Raw genomic sequence first — 25106 nt, forward strand, 5'->3', positions numbered from 1 at the left:
CCTGGTGGGCGCGGCATTCGGCGGGAAAGCCCCTCTCGGCGGTGGTTGAATCGGCCGCCGGAGACGAACGAGAAGGATGGGAGTCCACGCATGGCGAACGACGCCGGCAAGCAGCCCGCGAAGGCCTCGGGGACGTACCGGATCGGGGGCGACCTCCAGGTCGACCGGCTCGGCTACGGGGCGATGCAGCTCACCGGCCCGGGTGTGTGGGGCGACCCGAAGGACCCGGCCGAGGCCGTACGGGTGCTGCGCAGGGCGTACGAGCTGGGCGTGACGTTCATCGACACGGCCGACTCCTACGGGCCCTTCGTCAGCGAGATGCTGATCCGGGAGGCGCTGCACCCGTACGCCGACGACCTGGTCATCGCGACCAAGGCCGGCCTGACCCGCTCCGGCCCCAACGACTGGCGTCCGGTGGGGCGCCCGGAATACCTGCGCCAGCAGTGCGAGCTGAGCCTGCGGCACCTCGGCCTGGACAGCATCGGGCTCTACCAGCTGCACCGGATCGACCCGCAGGTGCCGCTCGCCGACCAGCTCGGCGAGCTGGCGCTGCTCAAGCAGGAGGGCAAGATCCGGCACATCGGCCTGTCCGAGGTGAGCGTCGAGCAGATCGAGGCGGCCCGCGCCATCACCCCGATCGTCTCCGTGCAGAACCTCTACAACCTGGCGGACCGCAGCGCGGAGGCCGTCCTGGAGCACTGCGAGCGCAACGACCTCGCGTTCATCCCCTGGTTCCCGATCGCCACCGGCGAACTGGCCCGGCCGGGCGGTCCGCTGGACGAGATCAGCACCGGGCACGGCGCGACGGCCGCGCAGCTCGCCCTCGCCTGGCTGCTGCGCCGGTCGCCGGTGATGCTGCCGATCCCGGGCACCTCGTCGGTGGCGCACCTGGAGGAGAACGTGGCCGCCGCCGAGGTGCGGCTGACCGACGACGAGTACGCGGCCCTCGCCAAGGCCGCTTGACGACGCGGCAGTGGGGCGGGCGGCGCGCAGGGCCGCCCGCCCCGCGCGAGCGCTACAGGGCGAAGCAGTTGGGGCGGATCGGCTGGTCGCGCAGGGCCTGCCGGATCACGGTGTAGGTGGTGCCGTCGAGCACCAGGCCGAGGTGCCCGACGACCCGCAGGGGGCACGCCGACTGGATCAGCACGTTGGTCGCTCCGTCGGCCAGTTTGGCGTTGTCGACGGGGCGCACCAGCTCGTCCTGGAGGGTGCGCACCGCCGTCCAGCGGACCGTGCCGGGGGTGTCGTCGCCGTCGTTGAGGCCGGCGAGGAACGACGAGCCGATCGACATCTGCTGGCAGGCGACGATGCCGGCGCAGCTGCCCAGGCCGAGGAACTTCACGATGTTGGCCACGTACGTGCCGTACTGCGGGGTGCCGAGGCTGACGTAGCGGCCGACGCTGCTGGTCCCGCCCAGGCTCTTGATGAAGTACCGGGACACCAGGCCGCCCTCGGAGTGGGCGACGACGTCGACCTTGGCCGCGCCGGTCGATGCGCGGACCTGCGCGACGAAGCTGCTGAACGCGCGGGCCGAGGTGGGGATGTCGCCGAGCCCGAGGTTGGGCAGCTGGTAGACCCAGACCCGGTACCCGTCGACGCGCAGCCGGGAGGCCAGCGGCCCGTATGCGGAGGCGATGCCGCTGAGGCCACCGACGACGATGACGGGGTTGCCTGCCGCGGCAGCGGCGATCTCGGCGGTGCTGCTGACGCTGTCCCCGGGGGCGGTGGCGGCGGGCCGGTCGGGGGCCGCGACAGCGGCGGTGGCGGGGGCGGCGAGCACGGCGGCGACCGCGACGGCGAGGGCGGGGACGATCTTTCGGAGCAGCAAAGCTGCACCTCCCATGGAGGAACCCGGTGGCACCGGGCGGGGGTGGGGTGGGGTGGTTCCGATCGATCGTGGAGACGATGATGATGGTCGTAATCCACAAACGTCAATCACAAGTTACGGCCCGGTAACCTCTTGTCGCGCCGAAAGCACAAACCGGCAATCCCGACGACGTCCGTCCACGACGGATGGTGCCCCACGCCGGTCCGGGCGCGGTGGCATGCTGTGACCCGTGCGCCCGACACCGCCCCGCGAAGATCCGCTGCGGGTGATGCCGTGGTGGCTGATGCTCGTCGGGCTGCTGGTCGCCGCGCTGCTCGGCTGGCTGGTGCTCGACTGGCTGCTCGGCGAGGCCGACCGCGCCGCCCAGCCGGACACCCGCGCCACGCTGCGCATCGACGCCATCCGCACCGGGCTGACCGTGGTGGCCGGCACCGGCGGCGGGCTCGCGCTGCTGCTCGCCGCCCGACGGCAGTGGATCGGCGAACGCGCGCAGCGGCACCAGGAGGCCGTCGCCGCGCAGGACCAGGCACACCGGGAACGGGTGCAGGCGCACACGGAGGCGGTCGCCGAGGCCGGGCAGCGCCACCAGGAGCGGCAGGCCGAGGCGGCCGAACACGACGCCGCCGAGCGACGGCTGACCGAGCTGTACACCGGCGCCGTCGAACTGCTGGGCAACGACAACGCCGCCGTACGCCTTGGTGGCCTGCACGCCCTGGAGCGGCTCGGGCAGGACAATCCCGCCCAGCGGGAGACGATCGTGGCGGTGCTCTGCGCGTACCTCCGGATGCCGGCGCCCGAGGACGACGCGCGCGAGGCGGAGGTGCGCCGCACCGCGCAGCGGGTCCTGACCCGGCACCTGCGCGCGGACGACGACGCCTTCTGGCCCGGGGTCAGGCTGGACCTGACCGGCGCCCGGCTCGACGGGTTCGACGCCGCCGGTTGCACGCTGGACGACGCGGACCTGACGGGCGCGGTCTGCGCCGGCACCACCAGCCTGGCCGGCGCGACCGTGCGCGGGCGGCTGCGGCTGGGCGCGACCTTCGCGGACCTGGTCTGTGACGACCTGCGCGGCGACGCCGAGATCGTCCTCGACGATGCCCGCGTCGACGGCCGGGCCACCTTCGACCGGGCCGACCTGGCCGGTGACCTGTCGTGCCGACGCGCGACCATCGCCCGGGCCTCGTTCCGGGGCGCCACGCTGCACGGGACGGCGAGCTTCGACGCGACCAGCTTCACCGCCAGCGCCAGCTTCCGCGAGGCGGTCTTCCTGAGCGGGCTCTCGATGGATTACGCCGTGTTCGCCGGCTACACCGGCTTCCGGCGGGCCCGCTTCGCCGACCTGGCCCTGTTCCGGTGGGCCGAGTTCGGTGACCAGACCTGGTTCGAGCGGGCGCGGTTCGAGGGGGCGGCGAACTTCGGCCGGGCCCGCTTCCACGGCCCGGTCACCTTCGACGGGGCGAGCTTCGCCCGCCGCCCCCTGGTCGACCAGGCGCGGGCGACGACCGCCGCCCCGCACGTCTGGCCCGAGGGCACCACCGTCGCCCGACAGGACGACGACTGGCTGCTGCTCACCGACGGATGACCGTAGACGGGACGTCTGTCTGCGTCGACCCGATGGGCGCCGTTCGTCGGCCGGTTGTCAGGCGCGGTCGCTGAGTCGGGCGACGAAGGCCCGCCAGGCGGTCGGGGTGAAGATCAGCGCGGGGCCGGCGGGGTCCTTCGAATCCCGTACGCCCACGACGCCGGGCAGGTTGTCAGCCACCTCGACGCAGGCCCCGCCGTTCGTCGACGAGCGGGACGACTTGCGCCAGCGCGCACCGGTCAGGATGTCCATGCCTTTGCCGCTTCCCTGAGTACGTCGAGTGATTGCCCCAACGGGAGGGCTTCGCCGCGGACCGCATCCCACGACACGCCCAGGCTAGCAACCAGATCCGGCTGCCCCACGATCTGCGCGGCCAGCTGGTTGTCCACGTAGCCAGCACGCGAGCCGTCGGGCAGGTCGGCCAGGATGAACGCTCCCGCCAGTCCTGAGTAGATACCAGCAGACAACGGCACGACCTGCACTTGGATATGCGGTTGCTCGGCGCAGGTCAGCAGGTGTTCGAGCTGCTCGGCCATCACGTCGGGGCCGCCGCACGCCCGGCGGCGACCATCTCGTCAAGCACCACGAAGAGCAGAGGGCTCGGCTCGCGGGCAAGCACCGACTGCCGTTCCATCCGCGCGGCGACCCGCTGGTCCAGCTCGGCGACCGGCGTCCGCGCCGCCCGGAAGGTCGCTCGCGCGTACGCCTCGGTCTGGAGAAGTCCCGGCACGAAGGCGTGCTCGTACCAGCGCAGGGCGGTCGCCTCCTGTTCGATCTGAATCAGCTCGCGCAGCCAGACCGGCGCGGCGTCGCCCTTGACCAGTTCGTTCCAGAGCGTCGCGAAGTACCCGCCGGTGTCCAGCGCCTTGTCGACGGCGGTCAGGTAGGACGGGGTCGGCGGCTTCGTCCCGGTCCCGATCGCGCTCACCTGGGAGTCCGAGCAGAAGACCAGCTCACCGAGTTGCGCCTGGGTCAACCCGGCGGCCGCCCGGCGTCGCCTGAGCTCACGAAGCAGGTACTCCGAGGGAGAGATTCCCACGGCTTCCACACCCTTCCACGACTTCCCGCAGCATTCCCCGACGGCCCGAACCCGCGCACTACGTTCCGCGATCGGGCGGTGACTATTCCGAGCCTAGGGGCGTTCGTCCAGGGTGGAAGGAGGACGGCGCGCCCGGTGGAATCGGTCCCCCCGACCCGGTGGGCGCGCACGTCACGGGGGTCGCTGCTGGCGAGTATCCGCAGCGACCCCCGTTCCAAACTCCCCGACGTAAGGAGGCGTCCGTGCCCGTGCCGAGGCCCGCGAATGCCGTGCCGGCGTCGCGCTGGGCGGCACACCCCGCCGCCCCGACGGCCAGCACCCGCGCGGACGGGACGCCCCGGGTCAGCCCCGGCGTGTACCTGCTGACGCGCGAGGCGTCGCCGCAGTTCGCCACGCCGATCACGGTACGGGTGATCCGCGAGCGAACCGACCTGGTCACCTACCACGGCTGGACGTGGGTCGAGGTGTATCAGCTCGACGCGCGCGGCCAGGCGACCGACCGTCGCGAGGTGTACGTGCGGCCCGACGGGATGCGCGCCGCGCGGACGCCATCGGCCGAGCGCCGCGCTCCGGTCCGGCGGAACGCGGGGACCAGCCGGTGAGCGCGCCTCTCCACCTCCACGTACCGTCCCGCCCGACGTGGCGCTGCCGGGCCTGTGGGATCGCCTGGCCCTGCTCCCCGGCGAAGCTGCGTCTCCTCGCGAGGTACCGGGGCGACATGCCCGGGCTCCTGGTCCACCTCGTGACGCTGCGGGAGGAGGCCGCCGACCATCTCGCCCAGCAGAACCCGGACGCACGGTCGACGGATCTGCACAGGCGGTTCACGGACTGGGTGCCGGTCAACCCCCGCTGACAGCCGCCGGGTCACCCGCGCCGCGCGGCGGTTCCCGGGGACCTGCCGGTTTCCACTTCGGACGAGGCTACGCCGCCCGAGACCGGGCGACGACGGGCACCGGTGGAACACCAGGGGTGTCTCCCGGTCCCGGTGACATCCCTGGTGTTCCACCGGTGGCATCCCGCGAGCGTCGCGGGCCCGGACTGGAAGGTGGTCCCGTGGGCGGGGCAGCTCGACAGGGCCCGGCTGACCCGCCACCAACGCCGCGCCGGCCACGGGACATCCGACGCGTCGATGGGCCGGCGTGGAGGTGCTCAGCGCAGGACGCGGAACAGCAGCAGGAAGGCCACGTAGGCGACCGGCACGGCCGCGAAGCAGATCAGGAAGCCGAGGTGCACGTAGCGGGGCGGCGTGCCGGCGACGATGGCCGGTCGCCCCCAGCGGCCGAGCACCAGGTAGCCGGCGAAGAAGGACAGCGCGGGCAGGCCCGCGCAGATCCACGCGCCGAGCGTGAAGCCGTCGACCAGGCCGACACCGGAGGCGAGCACCATGATCATCATGAGGATCGCGCCCACGGCCGCGCAGCCCGCGTAGACGCCGACGGCCCGGGCCACCGGCGACCAGTCCGGCAGGAGCGCCGGTCGCTGCGCGAGCAGCTCGGTCTGCTGCCCGTGCCGGTCGGACTCGTCGGCGTAGCGGCGGGCCAGCTCCAGCTCGACGGTCGGGTCGACCTCCGCCGGGCGCTGCGCCGGCACCCCGGCCGCCGCCGGACCCGCCGCCGTCGGCAGCGCCAGCCTCGCCTCCCCCACCCCACCCTGGAGGTACGCCCCGACCTCCGGCCGCCCCGGCGCGCCGGCTGCGCCGGCGGGTTCCCGCTCCCCCGGTCCGGTACCGGCGAGCGCGGCACCCGGGCCACCGTCACCGGCGGAGGCAGCGGCGGCAGCGGCGGGCGGCGCGGGCGCCTGCCCCGGAGGCGCCGTGGACGGTGCGGGTGCGGGGCCGGTGGGCACGCTGGACGCCGGGATGCCGATGGCCTGGCCGAGCTGGTCGAGGCGCTGACCCTGCGCGGTGAGCCGGTGCTGGAGGTAGTCCGCGGTGGCGTGCAGGTTGCGTCGCCGGTCGGCGTCGGCGGCGGCTCCGCGCTCGCCGGCCCGCCGCCGCTCGGCGAGTTGCCGGGCCAGCGCCGCGTACTCCTCGAAGGTGGACACCGCCTCAGTCCTCCCCGTCCGGGCCGTGCCCGTCGCGGGCGAACGGCACGATGAGCCGGGTGCGCTGGTCGTGCCGGTCGACCAGGAGCGCCCGGTCGGGCCGGGGCGCGTACGCGAGGTCGTGCACGCCGAGGTGCAGCCCCAGCTCGGTGCCGGGCACGTTCAGCGCGACCAGGCAGGCGACGTCGTCGCGGTTGTGGGCGCCGCCCAGGTCGTCGGCGAGCCGGCGCAGCCCGCGCCACCAGCCGAGCAGGTGCACCCCCCGCCCCGGCCCCTGCCGCAGGACGGTGCGCAGGTCGTCGTGGCCGGAGCGGAACGTCTCCGGGTCGGTGGCCGCGAGCACCCCGCTGGCGGCGTCGACGCCGAAGACGACGAGATAGGTGCGACCGGATAACGGGGCGGTGCCGCCCGCCGCGAGACCCCCGGGCTCGTCGGGGGCGGACAGCGCGGCGGCGAGGGTGCCGACGTGCCGACGCAGGCCGGGCGCGTCGGTGCGGTCGACGCGGTGGCCGGCGGCGGCCAGGATCGCGGCGGTGTCGTCGGCGGCGGGCTCGGCGGCGGTGACCAGCGGGGCGAGCAGGAAGCGGGCGTCGCCTGGGGCGTGCTGCCGGGCGAGGCTCAGGGTGGCCGCGCGCAGCACCTCCGCGCCGGTGACCGGGGTGCCGACCACGGCGAGGTGCCGGCCCGGGGAGGCGTCCATCATGAACAGTGCCGAGGTGCCCTCGACGTCGACCGTACGCCCGACCAGGGCCAACGGCCGGCGCCCGCCCGGGCGCAGCCCGGCGAAGGTCGGATCGTCCTCGACGTGGGCGGCCTCGTAGCCCTTGAAGACCGACGGGGGGCGGGCGCCCGCCGCTCGGGCCTGCCACAGCTCGTGGCGCAGCCCGGCCAGTTCCCCGGCGGCGGCGTGCGCGTCGGGGAAGCGGACGACGGTGTCGGCGCCGACCGCACCGGCGGCGGTGTTGAGCACGGCCGAGCCGATCGGCAGGGTCTGGGCGGCCTCGTTCAGCGGGTCGAGCACCCCGCCGCCGCCGGGCAGCGCCACCCGCAGCGCGAACTGGCCGAAGATCGCCTCGGCCCGGCCGTAGAGCGCCTCGACGCCGGTCATGCTCTGGCTGGCCAGCACGAGGTGCACGCCGTACGAGCGACCCTTGCGGGCCAGCTCCTCCAGCAGGTCGACCGACTCGCGGGCCAGCGCGTCGTTGCCGGCGAGGAGCACGTGGAACTCGTCGATCACCGCCACGATGCGGGGCACCGGGGTGTCGCGGGGCAGGTCGGCGAGCTTGGTGACGCCGTGCCGCTTGAGGGTGGTGGCCCGCCGCGACAGCTCGCGGCGCAGCTCGCGCAGCACGGCGGCGCCGTACTCCCGGTCGGACTCGATGCCGACCGCCCGCGCGTGCGGCAGCCAGGACGGGTCGCGGGGGGTGGGGACGAACTCGGTGAAGCTCACCCCCTCCTTGAAGTCGAGCAGGTAGAGCTGGAGCTCGGCCGGCGAGTAGCGGGCGGCCAGCCCGTAGAGGACGTCGAGCAGGAAGACGGTCTTGCCGGCGCCGGTGCGCCCACCGACGAGCCAGTGCGGGGTGGCGTCGTCGAAGGCGACGGTGACCGGGTCTCGGCCGGCGCGGCCGACCACGGTGCGCAGCCCGTTGCCCGCCGACTCGGCCCAGCGCCGGTCGGGCAGCAGCTCGGCGAAGCCGACCGCGTCGCTGCGCCGGGCGGCGGCGCCGAGGTGCGCGGCGAGGGCGGCCACGGACGCGGCCGGCGGGTCGCCGTCGAGCAGCACGGGGGCGGCCAGTCCGCTGCCGTCGTGGCTGAACGGGGCCCCGGGCGGGTCGCCGACGTGCGCGTACCGCTCGGTCAACCGGATCGTGGTGGTGGCGCCGAGCTGCGGTGCCGGCTCCGGCGACGCGGCGGTGGGTCGGCCGGCGGCCAGCACACAGACGGCGGCGGCCGGCCCGGCGTGGGTGAGCGCGGCGAGCCGGGCCGCCTCGCGCGGCGGCGGGGCCGACGCGGCGACGACGAGCAGCAGTTCCTGGTCGGGGCGGTCGGCGTGCCGGGCGGCGCGGGCGTGCCGCTCGGCGGCGTCGAGCAGGGCGGTCACCTCGGCCTCGCCGGTGGCCGGCGGGTCGAGCACGCCGGCGTCGATGAGCGGACGCAACGGCCCGAAGGTGGCGCCGAGCGCGGCGGTGTCGATGCCGGCGACCCGGACGCCGCCGGTCGGCGCGGTGGCGAGCAGCCGCAGCACGAGCGCGCGCAGCAGGCCGGCCACCCGGGGGTCGCGGGCGTCCGCGTCGACAGCGAGGTGGTGGCCACCGCCCAGCGGTACGAGGACGGGGAAGCCGCCGTCCGGTGTGGACGCCTCGCCGACGCGCACGGGTACGGGGACGGCGGCCACCGGGGTGGCCCCGGGGGTGGGCGTGGCGAGCGTGCCGCCGAGCGCCGCGAGCCGGGTGACCAGCTCGGACGCACCCGCCGGGGCGGCCTGGGACGGCTGCCCGGCGAGTGCCCGGCGGGCGGTGTCGAGGTGCGCCCGGGCGGCCCGGTGCGCCGCGACCGCCTGCCCGTACGCCGACGCGAGCCTGCCCACTTTCTGCTCCCGTCGCCGTCGCCCCGCCTGGTCCCCAAGGACCCTAACGGACAGCGGCGACACGCGGGCAGTGGCGAGCCGGGCGCGTCGGCGGGCGGACGCTCCACGATGGCGCGCGGACGGGCCCCCTCCCTGGTCACAGACCTGCGGGAGAGGGCCCGTCCGCGTGTGCGGGGTGGGTCGAGGCCGCCGACGCGGCCGGTGCCCGGCGCGGCGGGCGTCGCCCGTCCGGCGGTGCGGTCAGCCGGTGACGGCGTTGAGGGCCGGCAGGTAGCCGTACCGGTAGCCGTCGGCGTCGGGGTGGTACGCCTCGATGACGCCGCTGACGTCGCGGATCCACGGGTCGGCGGCGCAGACCCCGTGCCCGGCGAAGTAGGGGCGGGTGTCGGCGAACGTGGCGCCGGCCGCGGCGGCCCGGCCGGAGATGACGGTGGCGAGCACGTCGGCGGCCTCGTTGAGGATGGTCCGCTTGTAGGTGCTCATCGCCAGCAGCCCGCAGGAGCCGGTCTCGAACAGCCGCGGGTAGCCGAGCACGATCAGCCGCGCGTTGGGGGCCCGGTCGCGGATGGCGGCGTACGTGGCGTCCAGCCGGCCCGGCAGCGTGGTGGTGGCGAACGCCTTGGCCTCGTTGACGGCGTTGGTGCAGGTGGAGGTGCTGCCGAAGCGGCAGCTGGTGATCACGTCGGCGAAGCCGGCGTCGTTGCCGCCGATCGTGATGGTGACCAGGGTGGTGGTGGTGCTCAGCGAGCCGACCTGGTTGTTGATGACGTCGGAGGTGACGGCGCCGCCGCAGGCGGGGAACTTGAAGCTGGTGACCGCGTTGGCGGCGGCCCACAGCGGGGCGTACGACTTCTGGCTGCGCAGGCAGCTGGACAGGTCGTACGGGCCGGCGCCGACGCCGGAGGAGTAGGAGTCGCCGAGGGCCACGTAGTTGACGGCGGCGGCGGCCTGGGCGGTGCCGGGGGCGAGCAGCGCGCCGAGGGCGGCGGTGGACAGGGCGACCAGCGCGGCGAAGGCACGGGCCAGCGGGCGGTGGGGCATGAGGGGGACCTCCACGGGACAGGGGGTGGTGGGCCCGGTGACCGCGCGCGTGGCCAGGGACGGGTGCTTGTTACCAGGCGGTAATGCTATCGAAACATTCGGATCAATGGAATGGCTCAGATCGGACGGCGGGACCGCCAGGTCGACGATCGTCGATTAGGTTGGCCGGTGCGTACACCCCGACGGAGGGAGTCCACCCCGTGCGACGCGCTCTCACGGCGGCCATCGCCGCCCTGACCGTCACCACCGCCGGCGGCCTGGTCGCCGGCACCCCCGGCCAGGCCGCCCCACCGGCCCTGGGCCGGCCCGTCCCCGCCGCCGCACCGCAACCCGGCGGCCCGGGACTGGGCGACAGCTACTTCCCCGACTACGGCAACGGCGGCTACGACGTCGCGCACTACGACGTCCGGCTGCGCTACGACCCGGCCACCGACCTGCTCACCGGCACCACCACCATCCTGGCCCGGGCCACCCAGGACCTGTCCCGGTTCAACCTGGACTTCCTGCTCGACGTCGAGTCGGTGCGCGTCAACGGCTGGCAGGCCACGACCGCCCGCGAGGGCGTGCACGAGCTCGCCGTCACCCCGCGCCGCGCGGTCACGGCCGGCCAGCAGCTCACCATCGTGGTGCGCTACTCGGGCGTGCCGTCGGAGACGCTGGTCGGCGGCTACACCGGCTGGACCCGCACCGCCGACGGGGCGATGGTGGTGAACGAGCCGGAGGCCGCCTGGTGGTGGTTCCCCAGCAACGACCACCCGCTGGACAAGGCCACCTTCGACGTCTCCGTCTCGGTGCCGACCGGCGTCGAGGTGATCAGCAACGGCGTCCAGCCGCGCCCGCCGCTGCCCGAGGCCGGCAACCGCACCCGGTGGAGCTGGCGGACCACCTCGCCGACCGCCACCTACCTGTCCTTCCTCGCCATCGGCCAGTACGACATCGTCACCGACACCGCGCCGAACGGGCAGCCGGTCGTCAACGCGTACAGCGCCAGCCTCGGCGAGCTGGGGCCGGCCGCGCGGGCCAGCATCGAGCGCACGGCCGAGGTCGTCGAGTGGTGCAGCGGGATCTTCGGGCCGTACCCGTTCGAGGCGCAGGGCGGCGTGGCCGGGCCGGTCGACGGCATCAACTTCGCCCTGGAGACCCAGACCCGTTCCGTGTACGGGCCGGGCTTCTGGCGCCGGGGCGCCAACACCTACGTGGTGGTGCACGAGAACGCCCACCAGTGGTTCGGCAACTCGGTCTCGCTGGCCGACTGGAAGGACATCTGGCTCAACGAGGGCTTCGCCTCGTACGCCGAGTGGCTCTGGTCGGAGGAGCAGGGCGAGGGCACCGCGCAGGAGCTGTTCGACTTCACGTACGCCAGCTACCCGGCCGACGACGAGTTCTGGCAGGTGCCGCCGGGCGCGCCCGGGCCGGGCAGGATCTTCGACGCGGCGGTCTACGACCGGGGCGCGATGACGGTGCACCAGCTGCGGCTGGCCATCGGCGACGAGGCGTTCTTCGCGCTCCTGCCGGCCTGGACGGCCGCGCACCGGCACGGCAACGCCACCACCGCCCAGTTCCAGGCCCTGGCCGAACGGATCTCCGGTCTGGACCTGGACGGCTTCTTCACCACCTGGCTGCTCACCCCCGGCCGCCCGGACGTGCCCGGCGCGGCCCGCAAGGCCGGTCCGCCGGCCGAGCCGAGGTCCTGGGTCAAGCTCCGCGAGTCGCACCAGCTCCTGGCCCGCTGAGCGGGTGCGGGTGCCCGCCCGGCTCACGGGCGGGCACCCGCACCCGGTGCGCCAGGGGCGGACCGCGCACGCGCCGGACGGGATGCCTGCGTCGACGCTGTCGAGGTGATGTCGTAGACGATTCACCCGCCGTCCTCGTGACGGACGCCGGCCAACCCCGAGCTGCGCCCAACCAGGGTGTGCACGGCGTAGCCGATGCCCTGATCCGTCTACGACATCAGCTCGACAGCGCGGACACCGAACAACCGGCAGGGCGTCGAGCGCCAGCAAGGCCGGCGACATGCCTGCCCGGGACGGGCCCGCCCGGGACGGGCCCGCCCGGGACGGGCCCGCCCGAGACAGGCTGCTGGAACAGGTCTCTCCGGGACAGGCCCGCCCGGGACAAGCCGGGATCGCCGGTCAACGCGCGGCCAGGGGCTCCCGGGCCGGGTCCACCGGGGCGGGCAGGGCGCCCGTCCCGCCCAGGTGGGCGTGGATGGCGGCGGCCGCGGCGCGGCCCTCGGCGATCGCCCAGACGATCAGCGAGGCGCCCCGGTGCATGTCACCGGCGACGAAGACGCCGTCGACGTCGGTCTGCCAGTCGGAGCGGGCGTCGATCGCACCACGCGCGTTGCGGGAGACCCCGAACTGGTCGAGCAGCGGCTGCTGCTCGGTGCCCTCGAAGCCGATGGCCAGCAGCACCAGGTCGGCCGGCAGCTCCCGCTCCGAGCCGGGCAGCGGGGTGACGATGCGCCGCCCGTCGCGCTTTTCCACGGTAACCTCGGCGATCCGCACCGCGCGCACCTGACCCGTGCCGTCGTCGACGAACTCCTGCACGGCGACGGCGAAGACCCGCTCGCCGCCCTCCTCGTGCGCCGGGTAGCTGCGCAGCAGCCACGGCCAGGTCGGCCACGGGTCCCGGGCCTCGTCGCGCGCCTGCGGCGGCTGCGGGTAGAGGTCCAGCTGGTGTACGCCGGCCGCGCCCTGGCGGTGCGCCACCCCCAGGCAGTCCGCCGCCGTGTCGCCGCCACCGATGATGACGATGTGCTTGCCGGCCGCGTCGATCGGGTCGCCGTCGGGCAGCACCGCCGTGTCGGGCCGCCCGCCCGCCGCCGCGGCCACCACGCGGTTGGCCGCCACGAGGTGGTCCATCGCCTGGTGTACGCCGCGCAGCCCGCGGCCCGGGGTCTGCGGGGTGTCCCGGCCCTGAAGCGCGCCGCAGGCGAGCAGCACGGCGTCGTGCTCGGCGCGCAGCTGCTCGGCGGTGACGTCGACGCCGACGTTCACCCCGGTGCGGAAGCGCACGCCCTCGGCGGAGAGCTGGGCCAGGCGCCGGTCGATGTGGACCTTCTCCAGCTTGAAGTCCGGGATGCCGTACCGCAGCAGGCCGCCGATCGCGTCGTCGCGCTCGTACACCGTCACGGCGTGACCGGCGCGGGCGAGCTGCTGCGCGGCGGCGAGACCGGCGGGCCCGGAGCCGACCACGGCGACCGAACGGCCGGTCGGCGTCGACGCCGGGCGCGGCGACAGCCCGCCCCGGGCGACGGCCGCGTCGGCGATCTCCACCTCGACCTGCTTGATGGTGACCGGCTCGCCCCCGCCGATGCCGAGCACGCAGGCCGCCTCGCAGGGCGCCGGGCAGAGCCGGCCGGTGAACTCGGGGAAGTTGTTGGTGGCGTGCAGCGAGTCCACCGCGGCGTCCCAGTTGCCCGTGCGGACCAGGTCGTTCCAGTCCGGGATGCGGTTGCCCAGCGGGCAGCCGTCGTGGCAGAACGGGATGCCGCAGTCCATGCAGCGGGTGGCCTGCTCGCGGACGAGCTCCTCGCCGGCCGGCGGGTACACCTCGCGCCAGTCGCTGATCCGCACCGGCACCGGGCGGCGCGCGGGCAGCCGCCGGTTGTAGCGCAGGAAACCGTTCGGGTCAGGCACGAGCCACCTCCTGGACCGTCACCCGCGAGGCGGGCAGGGTCGGCACAGACGAAGCGGAAGGCGCCGGCTGCCCTGCCGAGGCGGCAGGGCCCGCCAGCGCGCTCATCACCGCGTCGTCGACGTCGCGGCCGGCGGCTTCGGCGGCCCGCATGATCTCCAGCACCCGGCGGTAGTCCCGGGGCACCACGGCGGTGAACTCCGCCACCGCCTCCGGCCAGCGCTTGAGCAGCCCCTCGGCGACCGCCGAGTCGGTCTCGGCGAAGTGCCGCTGCACCAGCTCGTGCAGCACCGCCTGCTCCGGCCCGGACAGCGGCGCCAGGTCGACCAGCTCCGCGTTGACCCGCCGGCGGTCCAGCGCGTGCACGAAGGCCGTGCCGCCGGACATGCCGGCGGCGAAGTTGCGGCCGGTCGGTCCCAGCACCACCACGGTCCCGCCGGTCATGTACTCGCAGCCGTGGTCACCGACGCCCTCGACGACGGCCACCGCGCCGGAGTTGCGCACCGCGAACCGCTCCCCCACCCGGCCGCGCAGGAACAACTCGCCCGCGGTGGCCCCGTAGAGGATGGTGTTGCCGGCGATGATCTGGTCCTCGGCCCGCTGCCCCGGCGCGGCGTCGCCGTCGAGGAAGGGGGCGGCGGCGTCCGGCCGCACGATGAGCCGACCGCCGGAGAGGCCCTTGCCCACGTAGTCGTTGGCGTCGCCGTGCAGCCGCAGGGTGACCCCGTGCGGAAGGAACGCGCCGAAGGACTGGCCGGCGGTGCCGCGCAGCGTGAACTCGATCGTGTCGGCCGGCAGGCCCGCACCGCCGAAGCGGCGGGTCACCTCGCCGCCCAGCATCGCGCCGACGCTGCGGTGCTCGTTGCGCACCGCCACCGCCACCCGCACCGGCGTACGGTCGCGCAGCGCCGGGGCGGCCAGGGCGATCAGCTCGTTGTCCAGCGCCAGCTCCAGGCCGTGGTCCTGGGCCCGTACGCCCCGGCGCGCGGCCCCGGCCGGCAGCTCCGGCAGGTGCAGCACGGGCGTCAGGTCGAGCCCGCCGGCCTTCCAGTGCGCGATCGCCGGGGCGACGTCGAGCAGCTCGGCCTGCCCGATGGCCTCCTCGATCGACCGCAGGCCCAGCTCGGCCAGGTAGCCGCGGACCTCCTCGGCGAGGAAGAGGAAGAAGTTCTCCACGAACTCCGGCCGGCCGGTGAAGCGTTCCCGCAGCACCGGGTTCTGGGTGGCGATGCCGACCGGGCAGGTGTCGAGGTGGCAGACGCGCATCATCACGCAGCCCTCGACGATCAGCGGCGCCGTGGCGAAGCCGAACTCCTCGGCGCCGAGCAGCGCCGCGACCAGCACGTCCCGGCCCGTCTTGAGCTGCCCGTCGACCTGCACGGTGACCCGGTCGCGCAGCTTGTTGAGCAGCAGCGTCTGCTGCGCCTCGGCCAGCCCCAGCTCCCACGGGGTGCCGGCGTGCTTGAGCGAGTTCAGCGGCGACGCGCCGGTGCCGCCGTCGTGGCCCGAGATCAGGATGACGTCGGCCTTGAGCTTGGCCACGCCCGCCGCCACGGTGCCGACGCCCACCTCGCTGACGAGCTTGACGTGCACCCGCGCGGACGGGTTGACGCACTTCAGGTCGTGTACGAGCTGCGCGAGGTCCTCGATGGAGTAGATGTCGTGGTGCGGCGGCGGGGAGATCAGGCCCACGCCGGGGGTGGCGTGGCGGGTACGGGCGATCCACGGCCAGACCTTGTTGCCGGGCAGTTGCCCGCCCTCGCCGGGCTTGGCGCCCTGCGCCATCTTGATCTGGAGGTCGTCGGCGTTGACGAGGTATTCGCTGGTCACCCCGAACCGGCCGCTGGCGATCTGCTTGACGGCGGATCGGCGGGCCGGGTCGTGCAGCCGCTCGGCGTCCTCGCCGCCCTCGCCGGTGTTGGACTTGCCGCCGAGGCGGTTCATCGCGATCGCCAGGGTCTCGTGCGCCTCCGCCGAGATCGACCCGTACGACATGGCGCCGGTGGCGAACCGCTTGACGATCTCGGTGGCCGGCTCGACCTCGTCGAGGGGCACCGGGGGCCGCACGCCCGTACGCAGGGTGAACAGGCCGCGCAGCGAGCCCGCCTTCGCGGCCAGCTCGTCGACCTTGGCGGTGTACTGGCGGAAGACGTCGTACTGGCGGCTGCGGGTGGCGTGCTGGAGCAGGAAGACCGTCTCCGGGTTGAACAGGTGCAGCTCGCCCTCGCGGCGCCACTGGTACTCGCCGCCGACCTCCAGCCGGTCGGTGGGCTCGGCGCCCGGCGGCGGCCAGGCCACGGCGTGCCGGGCGGCGACCTCGGCGTGGATGCCGTCCAGCCCGATCCCGCCGATCTTGCTCGGGGTGCCCCGGAAGTAGCGCTGGACCAGCTTGGCGTCCAGCCCCACGGCCTCGAAGACCTGCGCCCCGCAGTACGACGACACCGTCGAGATGCCCATCTTGGACATGATCTTCAGGACGCCCTTGCCGAGGCCCTTGACGTAGTTGCGGACCGCCTTCACCGGCTCGACGCCGACGAGCGCCCCGGTGGAGATCATGTCCTCCACCGACTCGAAGGCCAGGTACGGGTTGACCGCCGCCGCGCCGTAGCCGATCAGCACCGCCGCGTGGTGCACCTCGCGGCAGTCGCCGGACTCGACGATCAGCGCCACCTGGGTGCGGGTCTGCTCGCGCACGAGGTGCTGGTGCACGGCTGCGGTGAGCAGCAGCGACGGGATGGGGGCGAGGTCGGCGTTGGAGTCGCGGTCCGACAGCACGAGGATGCGTACGCCGTCCTCGATGGCCTCGGAGACGTGCCGGCAGATCTCCGTCAGCCGGGCCTTGATGCCGGCGCCGCCCTCCCGGATGCGGTAGAGCCCGGAGACCCGGACGGCCTTGAAGCCGGGCAGGTCGCCGTCCTCGTCGATGGAGAGGATCTTCGCCAGCTCGTCGTTGTCGATCACCGGGTACGGCAGCACGATCTGCCGGCAGCTCGCCGGGCCGGGGTCGAGCAGGTTGCCCTCCGGCCCGATGGTCGACGCCAGGCTGGTCACCAGCTCCTCGCGGATGGCGTCCAGGGGCGGGTTCGTGACCTGCGCGAAGAGCTGATGGAAGTAGTCGTAGAGCAGCCGGGGCCGGGTGGACAGCGGGGCGATCGGGGTGTCGGTGCCCATCGAGCCGAGCGGCTCGGCGCCGGTGCGCGCCATCGGCGCGAGCAGGATCTTCAGCTCCTCCTCGGTGTAGCCGAAGGCCTGCTGGCGGCGGCGTACCGAGTCGTGGGTGTAGACGATGTGCTCGCGCGGCGGCAGGTCGGTCAGCTCGATCAGGCCGGCGTGCAGCCAGTCGGCGTACGGCTGCTCGGCCGCCAGCTCGGCCTTGATCTCCTCGTCGTGCACGATCCGGCCGGCGACGGTGTCGACCAGGAACATCTTCCCCGGCTGGAGGCGGCCCTTGGCGACCACCCGGGCCGGGTCGAGGTCGAGCACGCCCGCCTCGCTGCCGAGCACCACGAGCCCGTCGTCCGTACGCCACCAGCGGCCCGGACGCAGGCCGTTGCGGTCCAGCACGGCGCCGACGACGTCGCCGTCGGTGAAGGCGACCGACGCCGGCCCGTCCCACGGCTCCATGAGGCTCGCGTGGAAGCGGTAGAAGGCGCGCTTGTCGGCGGCCATGTCGGGGTCGTTCTCCCACGCCTCGGGGATCATCATCAGCACCGCGTGCGGCAGGCTGCGCCCGGCCAGGTGCAGCAGCTCCAGGACCTCGTCGAAGTTCGCGGAGTCGGAGGCGGCGGGGGTGCAGACCGGGAAGACCCGGCGGATGTTGCCCGGCAGGTTCGGGGTACGCAGCAGCGCCTCGCGCGCCTGCATCCAGTTCCGGTTGCCGCGGATCGTGTTGATCTCGCCGTTGTGCGCGATGAGCCGGTACGGGTGCGCCAGCGGCCAGGACGGGAACGTGTTGGTGGAGAAGCGGGAGTGCACCAGCGCGATCGCGCTCTGCACCCGCTCGTCGGTCAGCTCCGGATAGAACGCCGGCAGCTGGTCGGGGGTCAGCATGCCCTTGAAGACCATGGTCCGCGCCGACAGCGACGGGAAGTAGGCCGGCACGCCCCGCTCGGCGCTCTCCCGCTCGGCCTGCTTACGCACGCAGAACGCGACCCGCTCCAGCTCGACGCCGCGCAGCGGCGACCCGGCCGGACCGGCCGGCGAGTCGGTGAGCCGGCGCGCGGCCAGGAAGAGCTGCCGGACCCGGGGCATCGCCGCCAGGGCGGTCTCGCCGAGCCCGCTCGGGTCGACCGGCACGTCCCGCCAGCCGAACAGGTGGGCGCCCTCCACGAGCGCGTACTTCTCCACCACGCGGCGGGCGCGGGCCTCGTCGGCGTCGTCGTCGGGGAGGAACACCAGGCCGGTGGCGTACTCGCCGGCGGGCGGCAGCGGGAAGTCCACCACCGCGCGCAGGAACGCGTCCGGAATCTGGATCATGATGCCCGCGCCGTCGCCCGTGTTCGGTTCCGCGCCCCGGGCTCCCCGGTGGTCCAGCCGGCAGAGCGCGTCGAGGCCGTTGGCCACGACCGCGTGCGAGCGCCGTCCGTGCAGGTCCGCCACGAAGGCCACGCCGCACGCGTCGTGCTCCTGCGCGGGGTCGTAGAGACCGGCCGCGGGCGCTCCCGGGCCGAGGTGCGGGGCCTGCTTCGGGCTGCTGTGAGGGTACGGAAAGGCCACCGGGCCTCCTGTCGTCGCTCAGGGTGGAACTCGATCGGGACGACGTCGGCCCTCAAGGGTCTATTGAGTCTACGTTAGGGTCCGGCGCGCAAGGCCAGTGCAGATTGATCACACCTTCCAGAGTCTGGGACGTGTAGTCTCGCGCGGTGGATTTTCTGCACCAGGACCCGTTCGGCCGGTTGGAGCACTTCTACGACGCGGTGCCCCGGGACGGGGCCCGCGCGGAGGAACACGGCGGCCTCGTGCTGTTCGTCCGGGAAGGCCCCGGCTGGCCGTTCTACGCCCGGCCCCGGCTCGACGCCGGCGCGGCGCCGTCGCTGGCGGACGTCGCGGCCGTACGCGAGCGGCAGCGCGAGCTGGGCCTGCCCGAGGCCTTCGAGTGGGTGCACGAGACCACCCCGGACCTGCTGGCCGTGGCCCGTTCGGCGGGGCTGGCGGTGCTGGAGGCGCCGCTGATGGTGCTCGACCCGGCCGCCCTGCCCGACCCGGGCACCCTCACGGACGTACCGCTGCGGATGCTCGACGCGGCGGCGCCCGACTTCGCGGCGGACGTGGCGGCGCGGCGGGCGGTCGCCGCCGTCGGGTTCTCCGCTGCCGGCACCGGACGTGGCGAGGCCGGCCCCGCCCAGCGGGACGCCGCGATGGCCGAACTGGACGAGGCGGCGCTCGACGAGGAGCGGACCCGCGTCGCGGACGGCCGGCGGCTGTCGGTGCTGGCGGGAACGCCGACCGAGGGCGCGCTGGCCAGCGGGCTGGCGATGCGGGTCGGCGACGTCGCCGAGATCGCCGGCGTGGCCACCCTGCCGTCCGCCCGCCGCCGTGGCCTGGGTGCGGCGGTCACCGCCACGCTGGCCCGCGAGCTGCTGGCCGCCGGGACCGACCTGATCTTCCTCTCGGCGGGCAGCGAGGACATCGCCCGCGTCTACCTGCGGGTCGGCTTCCGCCGCATCGGCACCGCCTGCATAGCCGAGCCCGCCCCGGTAACCCCCTGACCCACCCACCACTTCCGAAACACGCCGTAGGCGCGGGGGCCGGCTGGGTCAGGTTGGGGGGCGCCATTGGGCGGCCGTGGTGGCCGCCGTGGAGAGCAGGCGGGGACTCAGGGCGCCCAGGGCGGCGTCGCGGGCGCGCAGCGCCAGTGGGCCCCGGGCCTTGAGCACCGCTGACATCCGGCGGGTCTGGCGGACCACCGTGGCCGCGCGGGGCCGGCGTGCCCGGTCGTACGCGACCACCGCGTCGGGCAGCCGGGACTCGCGCAGCAGCGAGGCGAGGGTGGCCGCGTCCTCGAAGGCGAGGCAGGCGCCCTGGCCGAGGTGCGGGGGCATGGCGTGCGCGGCGTCACCGAGCAGCACCACCCCGCCCGGGCCGGCCGGGAAGCCGTACGACCTGGGCAGTGGCCGCAGCTCGCGGATCTCGTGCTGCACCAGGTCCGTCGGGTCGGTGGCGTCGAGCAGGTCGGCGATCGGCGCGGGCCAGCCCGCGTACCAGCGGCGCAGCAGGGCGAGCTGGGTCTCCGGCGGCTCCGGGCGGGGCGCGCCGACGGCGGTGGCCACCCAGTAGATGCCGCCCCGGCTGGAGGCCCCGGAGGAGCCACGCTCGCCGAGCGAGGCGGACACGAAGCGGTAGCCGGCACCGAGCACCTCGCCGCCGACGGGTTGGTCGGCGGGCAGCTTCGGTGCCCGGTACCAGGGGATCACGGCCCGCCACGCGGCGCAGCCCGAGCTGACCACGCCGGACTCCGGGGCGAGCTGCCGGCGGACCTCGCTGTCGGTGCCGTCGGCGGCGACGACCAGGTCGGCCTCGATGGTGTGCCGGCCGTCGCCGACCGAGGGGCGTTCCCCGGACGCGGCCCGGACCGTCCGCACGGTCACCCCGGTACGCAGCTCGACCTCGTCGCCCAGGCCGGCGATCAGCGCGTCGTGCAGGTCCTCCCGGTGCACCACCACCGGCATCCGGTCGGCCGGCGTGGGGCGGGGCTGCACCAGCCAGTGCCCGTCGGGACGGCGCACCCCGCCGTCGGCGAGCGGCGTGGCGATCGCCTCCAGGCCGGCGCCGAGGCCCAGGGCGCGCAGCGCGCGTACGCCATTGGGCCAGAGCGCCACGGCGGTCGGCTCGGGGCGGACGCGGTCGGCCCGCTCCAGGAGGGTGACCCGCCAGCCGGAGCGGGCCAGCGCACCGGCGACCGCGAGGCCGCCGATCCCGGCGCCGACCACGACCGCGCTACGCATGGGTGCTCCTTCTCAGCTGTCGCGCTCGGCGGGCCGGGTGCCCGTGGCCCCGGCGCGGTCCTGCCCGGTCTGCCCGTCGGCGTCCGGTCCGTCGGGCGCGGCGCCGTCAGCGGCGGAGCCGGCGGTGGCGGCCGTCGTGCCGTCCGGTCCGGGCGCGGTCTCCCCGGCCGGCTCCTCACCGGTCTCCCGCCAGTGCCGGTACTGCTCCTCGCTCACCACGCGGTAGCCCTCGGGGGCGGCCGGCTGCGCGCCGGCCTCCCGCGCGGACAGGTCGACCTGCGAGACGTCGGAGTCGGCGACCGGCTCGGGCGTCGGGGCGGCGCCGACCGGGATCAGGTACTCCCGGGGGCCGCGCACCCGCACGAAGTAGGCCAGGGCGCCGAGGAAGACCAGGCCGGCGGTCCAGACGTTGAGGCGTACGCCGAGGATGGTGTTCGCCTCGTCGGTGCGCATCAGCTCGATCCAGAACCGCCCGGCCGTGTAGCCCATCACGTAGAGGGCGAACGCCCGCCCCCGGCCGAGGCGCAGCTTGCGGTCGAGCACGAGCACCAGCGCGGCCACGCCCAGGTTCCACAGCAGCTCGTAGGCGAACGTCGGGTGGTAGAGGCCCGGTTCGAGGATCGGCTGACCGGCGTCGTCGCGCAGCGCGTGACCCGGATTGTCCGGGTCCATCCGGTGGATCTCCAGCCCCCAGGGCAGGCTGGTCCGACCGCCGTAGAGCTCGTTGTTGAACCAGTTGCCGAGCCGGCCGATCGCCTGCGCGAGCGGCAGGCCGGGGGCCAGCGCGTCGGCGACCACCGCGAACGGGATGCCGAGCTGCCGGGCCGCCAGCCACGCGCCGACGGCGCCGCCGGCCACCGCGCCCCAGATGCCGAGACCGCCCTCCCAGATGGCGAACGCCTTCATCGGGTCGCCGCCGGTGCCGAAGTACTTCTCCGGCGAGGTGATCACGTGGTAGATGCGGGCGCCGATGATGCCGGCGGGCACCGCCCAGACCGCGATGTCGAGGACGGCGCCGGGGGCGACGCCGCGCTGGCGCAGCCGCCGCTCGGTGACCCAGCAGGCCACCACGATGCCGAGGATGATGCACAGCGCGTACGCCCGGATCGGCACCGGTCCGAGCTGCCAGACGGCGGTGCTGGGGCTGGGCAGGGCCGCCTGGGGAGCTATCGAGGCGTAGGTCACGGGTGCACACGCTACCGCCGTGGGCCCCTCCGGTGGCACCCCGGTCCACCGTTCGCCGCTCGCGGCGGCCGACCGGTCAGCGGGTCGGGTTGCGTACGCCCTCGGCGAGTTCCGCGCTCAGCGCGCGCAGGGCGGCCAGCCCGGAGGCCTCGTCCGGCGCGTCGAGCAGGCAGCGGATCAGGGCGCTGCCGACGATGACGCCGTCGGCGTACCCGGCGACGGTGCCGGCCTGCGCGCCCGTGCCGACGCCCAGCCCGACGCCGACCGGCAGGTCGGTGACCTCCCGTACCCGGGACACCAGGACGGGCGCCGCGTCGGAGGTCTGCGCGCGGGCGCCGGTGACCCCCATGATCGCGGTGGCGTAGACGAAGCCCCGGCAGTGCTCGACGGTCATCGCCAGCCGCGCGTCGGTCGAGGACGGCGACACCAGGAAGGTGCGGTCCAGCCCGTACGCGTCGGAGGCGGCGAGCCACTCGCCGGCCTCCTCCGGGATCAGGTCCGGGGTGACCAGGCCGGTGCCCCCGGCCGAGGCGAGGTCCCGGGCGAAGGCGTCGACGCCGTAGCGCTCCACCGGGTTCCAGTAGGTCATGGTGACCACGGGCGCCCCCGTGGCCGCGACCGCCTCGATGACGCGCAGCGTGTCGCGGGTGCGTACGCCGCCGGCGAGGGCGATGTCGCTGGCCTTCTGGATCACCGGCCCGTCCATCACCGGATCGGAGTACGGGATCTCCACCTCGATCACGTCGACGCCGGCGGAGACCATCGCGGTCATCGCGGCGATGCTGCCCTCGACGGTCGGGAACCCGGCCGGCATGCAGCCGACCAGCACGGCCCGCCCGTCGGCGCGGGCCTTGTCGAAGGCCACCCCGATCCGGCTCACGTTCTCACTGCTCCTTGTCGAGGATGCCGAAGTAGTCGCCGGCGGTGTGCACGTCCTTGTCGCCCCGGCCGGAGAGGTTGACGACGATCGTCGGCTCCCGGCCCAGCTCCGCGGCGAGCCTCGGGGCGATCTGGAGGGTGCCGGCGAGCGCGTGCGCGCTCTCGATCGCCGGGATGATGCCCTCGGTGCGGCAGAGCAGCTCGAACGCGGCCATCGCCTCGTCGTCGGTGACCGGCAGGTACGTCGCGCGCCCGCTGTCGTGCAGCCAGGCGTGCTCCGGCCCGACGCCCGGGTAGTCCAGCCCGGCCGAGATCGAGTGCGACTCGCAGGTCTGCCCGTCGTCGTCCTGGAGCACGTACGTCCGGGTGCCGTGCAGCACCCCGGCGGAGCCGCCGGTGATGCTGGCCGCGTGCCGGCCGGTCTCCACCCCGTCGCCGCCGGCCTCGAAGCCGTAGAGCCGCACGTCGGGGTCGCCGACGAAGGCGTGGAAGATGCCCAGCGCGTTGGAGCCGCCGCCGACGCAGGCGGTCACCGCGTCGGGCAGCGCGCCGGTCAGGTCGAGGCACTGCTGGCGCGCCTCGTCGCCGATGCCCCGGACGAAGTCGCGCACCAGCGCCGGGAAGGGGTGCGGCCCGGCGGCCGTGCCGATCAGGTAGTGGGTCTCGTCGACGTTGGCGACCCAGTCGCGCATCGCCTCGTTCATCGCGTCCTTGAGGGTGCGCGAGCCGTTCGTGACGGGGACGACGGTGGCGCCGAGCATCCGCATCCGGGCCACGTTGAGCGCCTGCCGCTCGGTGTCGACCTCGCCCATGTAGACCACGCAGTCGAGGTCGAACAGCGCGGCGGCGGTGGCGGTGGCGACGCCGTGCTGGCCGGCGCCGGTCTCCGCGATCACCCGACGCTTGCCCATCCGCCGGGTCAGCAGCGCCTGGCCGAGCACGTTGCGCACCTTGTGCGCCCCGGTGTGGTTGAGGTCCTCCCGCTTGAGCAGCACCCGCGCGCCCACCTTGGCGGAGAACCGCTCGGCCGCGTAGAGCAGCGACGGGGTGCCGGCGTAGTCGCGCAGCAGGGCGGCGAACTCGGCCCGGAACGACTCGTCGGCCATCGCGGCGCGGTGCGCGGCGTCCAGCTCGTCGAGCGCCGCGACCAGCGCCTCCGGCACGAACCGGCCGCCGAAGCGGCCGAAGTGGCCCGCCGCGTCGGGGAACGGACCGATCTCCGCGGCCAGGGCGTCGGCGCTCATCGGAATCCTCTCGGTGGACGAGCCGGTGCGCCTCAGCGCACCGGGCGGGGCGTGGCCGGGTGGTTACCGGCGTTGACCAGCTCGGCCACCGCCTCGCGGGGGCTCTTCTGGGTGACCAGACCCTCGCCGACCAGGACCGCGTCGGCGCCCGCCGAGGCGTACCGGATGAGGTCGTGCGGGCCGCGCACCCCCGACTCGGCGATCTTGACGACGCTGCTGGGCAGGCCGGGCGCGATCCGCTCGAACACCGAGCGGTCGACCTCAAGGGTACGCAGGTTGCGGGCGTTGACCCCGATCACCTGGGCACCGGCCTCCAGGGCGCGGTCGGCCTCCTCCTCGTCGTGGACCTCGACCAGGGCGGTCATGCCCAGCGACTCGATGCGCTCCAGCAGGCCGACGAGCGCGTTCTGCTCCAGGGCGGCGACGATCAGCAGCACCAGGTCGGCGCCGTGCGCGCGGGCCTCGTGCACCTGGTAGCTGGAGACCACGAAGTCCTTGCGCAGCACCGGGATGTTGACGGCGGCGCGGACGGCGGCGAGGTCGTCGAGCGAGCCGCCGAACCAGCGGCCCTCGGTGAGCACGCTGATCGCCCGCGCGCCACCGGCGGCGTAGTCGCCGGCCAGGTCGGCCGGGTCGGCGATCTCCGCCAGCCGCCCCTTGGACGGCGACGAGCGCTTCACCTCGGCGATCACCGCGACGCCCGACTTGCGCAGGGCCGCGTACGCGTCCAACGGCGGCGGCGCGGCGGCGGCCAGTTCGCGGATCCGCTCCAGCGGAACCTGCTCCTGTCGCCGGGCGACGTCCTCACGCACGCCGGCCAGGATCTCGTCGAGCACGCCTACGGACGCCGCCGGACCGGCCTCGTCCCCCTCCGCGTGCGCATGCTCAGCAGTCACCAACGGACTCCCCTCTCCGGGTGTCATGGGCCGATGCTAGGGGGCGCCACCTGGCGACGGGCGCCGGGGGTATGGCGTGCCTCACGAGATGGGCTCGGGCATAATGGCCGACCTCCGGTGAACGGAATGTCACGCTGGGCGATCACGCCCATCGACGAACACCACGCGAACACCACGCCTCCGCCCTCCCGGTCATCGA

General features: G+C 74.6%; 18 protein-coding genes and 1 pseudogene. 6 read left to right on the plus strand and 13 right to left on the minus strand.

All coding sequences use genetic code 11. The features are described 5' to 3' along the window. Positions 1-90: 90 nt before the first annotated feature. Positions 91-963: an aldo/keto reductase gene (locus tag ACTMS2_RS07565; RefSeq protein WP_441174786.1), complete on the plus strand. Its 873-nt coding sequence runs from the start codon at positions 91-93 to the stop codon at positions 961-963. A gap of 52 nt (positions 964-1015) precedes the next feature. Here the strand turns inward: ACTMS2_RS07565 and ACTMS2_RS07570 are convergent, their stop codons facing one another. Next, positions 1016-1828, minus strand: coding sequence for an alpha/beta fold hydrolase (locus ACTMS2_RS07570; protein WP_441174787.1), 813 nt, complete (start codon positions 1826-1828; stop codon positions 1016-1018). A 229-nt stretch (positions 1829-2057) separates the two neighbouring features. On the opposite strand from ACTMS2_RS07570, the gene ACTMS2_RS07575 reads away from it, so the two are divergent. After that, positions 2058-3410 carry a pentapeptide repeat-containing protein gene (locus tag ACTMS2_RS07575; protein WP_441174788.1) on the plus strand — a complete coding sequence of 451 codons (1353 nt, stop codon included), beginning with the start codon at positions 2058-2060 and terminating at the stop codon, positions 3408-3410. A 57-nt stretch (positions 3411-3467) separates the two neighbouring features. On the opposite strand, the gene ACTMS2_RS07580 is transcribed toward ACTMS2_RS07575, so the two are convergent. Together ACTMS2_RS07580 and ACTMS2_RS07585 are read right to left on the minus strand one after the other, a co-directional pair. Next, positions 3468-3662 carry a DUF397 domain-containing protein gene (locus ACTMS2_RS07580; protein ID WP_441174789.1) on the minus strand — a complete coding sequence of 65 codons (195 nt, stop codon included), beginning with the start codon at positions 3660-3662 and terminating at the stop codon, positions 3468-3470. Further along, positions 3650-4458 (minus strand): annotated as a pseudogene (locus ACTMS2_RS07585) (helix-turn-helix domain-containing protein). The gene ACTMS2_RS07580 and the pseudogene ACTMS2_RS07585 overlap by 13 nt, the downstream one beginning before the upstream one ends. A 233-nt stretch (positions 4459-4691) precedes the next feature. Between ACTMS2_RS07585 and ACTMS2_RS07590 the strand changes: the two are divergent. Continuing rightward, on the plus strand, positions 4692-5051 hold the full coding sequence (locus tag ACTMS2_RS07590; protein WP_441174790.1) for a hypothetical protein: 360 nt from the start codon (positions 4692-4694) through the stop codon (positions 5049-5051). 116 nt (positions 5052-5167) lie between these two features. After that, positions 5168-5302, plus strand: coding sequence for a hypothetical protein (locus ACTMS2_RS07595; RefSeq protein ID WP_441174791.1), 135 nt, complete (start codon positions 5168-5170; stop codon positions 5300-5302). 296 nt (positions 5303-5598) lie between these two features. On the opposite strand, the gene ACTMS2_RS07600 is transcribed toward ACTMS2_RS07595, so the two are convergent. The 3 genes from ACTMS2_RS07600 to ACTMS2_RS07610 form a co-directional block, all read right to left on the minus strand. Then, positions 5599-6492, minus strand: coding sequence for a hypothetical protein (locus tag ACTMS2_RS07600; protein ID WP_441174792.1), 894 nt, complete (start codon positions 6490-6492; stop codon positions 5599-5601). Between the two features lie 4 nt (positions 6493-6496). After that, positions 6497-9079 (minus strand): FtsK/SpoIIIE domain-containing protein, encoded by a 2583-nt coding sequence (locus ACTMS2_RS07605; protein WP_441174793.1) that lies wholly within the window; start codon positions 9077-9079, stop codon positions 6497-6499. 240 nt (positions 9080-9319) lie between these two features. After that, positions 9320-10120 (minus strand): SGNH/GDSL hydrolase family protein, encoded by an 801-nt coding sequence (locus tag ACTMS2_RS07610; RefSeq protein WP_441174794.1) that lies wholly within the window; start codon positions 10118-10120, stop codon positions 9320-9322. A 200-nt stretch (positions 10121-10320) separates the two neighbouring features. Between ACTMS2_RS07610 and ACTMS2_RS07615 the strand changes: the two genes are divergently transcribed. After that, positions 10321-11853 (plus strand): M1 family metallopeptidase, encoded by a 1533-nt coding sequence (locus tag ACTMS2_RS07615; RefSeq protein ID WP_441174795.1) that lies wholly within the window; start codon positions 10321-10323, stop codon positions 11851-11853. Positions 11854-12252: 399 nt separating this feature from the next. On the opposite strand, the gene ACTMS2_RS07620 is transcribed toward ACTMS2_RS07615, so the two are convergent. Further along, positions 12253-13761 carry a glutamate synthase subunit beta gene (locus ACTMS2_RS07620; protein ID WP_441174796.1) on the minus strand — a complete coding sequence of 503 codons (1509 nt, stop codon included), beginning with the start codon at positions 13759-13761 and terminating at the stop codon, positions 12253-12255. Then, positions 13754-18475 carry a glutamate synthase large subunit gene (gltB, locus tag ACTMS2_RS07625; RefSeq protein WP_441174797.1) on the minus strand — a complete coding sequence of 1574 codons (4722 nt, stop codon included), beginning with the start codon at positions 18473-18475 and terminating at the stop codon, positions 13754-13756. The genes ACTMS2_RS07620 and gltB overlap by 8 nt, the downstream gene beginning before the upstream one ends. 155 nt (positions 18476-18630) lie before the next feature. Here gltB and ACTMS2_RS07630 point away from each other — a divergent pair, with 155 nt between their 5' ends. Further along, positions 18631-19467, plus strand: a complete 837-nt coding sequence (locus ACTMS2_RS07630; RefSeq protein WP_441175133.1) for a GNAT family N-acetyltransferase — start codon at positions 18631-18633, stop codon at positions 19465-19467. 48 nt (positions 19468-19515) lie between these two features. Here the strand turns inward: ACTMS2_RS07630 and ACTMS2_RS07635 are convergent, their stop codons facing one another. From ACTMS2_RS07635 to trpC, 5 genes are all read right to left on the minus strand, one after another. Further along, a complete protein-coding gene (locus ACTMS2_RS07635; RefSeq protein ID WP_441174798.1) occupies positions 19516-20703 on the minus strand; it encodes an FAD-dependent oxidoreductase in 1188 nt (395 codons plus the stop codon). Positions 20704-20715: 12 nt separating this feature from the next. Next, entirely contained in the window at positions 20716-21888 is a 1173-nt protein-coding gene (lgt, locus tag ACTMS2_RS07640) for a prolipoprotein diacylglyceryl transferase (protein ID WP_441174799.1), read from the minus strand. A 76-nt stretch (positions 21889-21964) separates the two neighbouring features. Continuing rightward, positions 21965-22768: a tryptophan synthase subunit alpha gene (trpA, locus tag ACTMS2_RS07645; protein WP_357721178.1), complete on the minus strand. Its 804-nt coding sequence runs from the start codon at positions 22766-22768 to the stop codon at positions 21965-21967. Between the two features lie 4 nt (positions 22769-22772). After that, positions 22773-24011, minus strand: coding sequence for a tryptophan synthase subunit beta (trpB, locus tag ACTMS2_RS07650; protein ID WP_101411804.1), 1239 nt, complete (start codon positions 24009-24011; stop codon positions 22773-22775). 32 nt (positions 24012-24043) lie between these two features. Further along, complete coding sequence (gene trpC / locus ACTMS2_RS07655; RefSeq protein WP_441175134.1) at positions 24044-24847, minus strand: indole-3-glycerol phosphate synthase TrpC; 804 nt, start codon at positions 24845-24847, stop codon at positions 24044-24046. Between the last annotated feature and the right edge of the window lie 259 nt (positions 24848-25106).

The organism is Micromonospora sp. SD12 (genome assembly GCF_052068495.1).
GTDB classification, from domain to species: domain Bacteria; phylum Actinomycetota; class Actinomycetes; order Mycobacteriales; family Micromonosporaceae; genus Micromonospora; species Micromonospora echinofusca.

Excerpts from the sequence above, each read along its gene's own strand:
- ACTMS2_RS07565 (WP_441174786.1), top strand. The coding sequence starts at position 91 with ATGGCGAACGACGCCGGCAAGCAGCCCGCGAAGGCCTCGGGGACGTAC.
- ACTMS2_RS07610 (WP_441174794.1), bottom strand. The coding sequence starts at position 10,120 with ATGCCCCACCGCCCGCTGGCCCGTGCCTTCGCCGCGCTGGTCGCCCTG.
- trpB (WP_101411804.1), bottom strand. The coding sequence starts at position 24,011 with ATGAGCGCCGACGCCCTGGCCGCGGAGATCGGTCCGTTCCCCGACGCG.
- ACTMS2_RS07580 (WP_441174789.1), bottom strand. The coding sequence starts at position 3,662 with ATGGACATCCTGACCGGTGCGCGCTGGCGCAAGTCGTCCCGCTCGTCG.
- ACTMS2_RS07595 (WP_441174791.1), top strand. The coding sequence starts at position 5,168 with ATGCCCGGGCTCCTGGTCCACCTCGTGACGCTGCGGGAGGAGGCCGCC.
- ACTMS2_RS07635 (WP_441174798.1), bottom strand. The coding sequence starts at position 20,703 with ATGCGTAGCGCGGTCGTGGTCGGCGCCGGGATCGGCGGCCTCGCGGTC.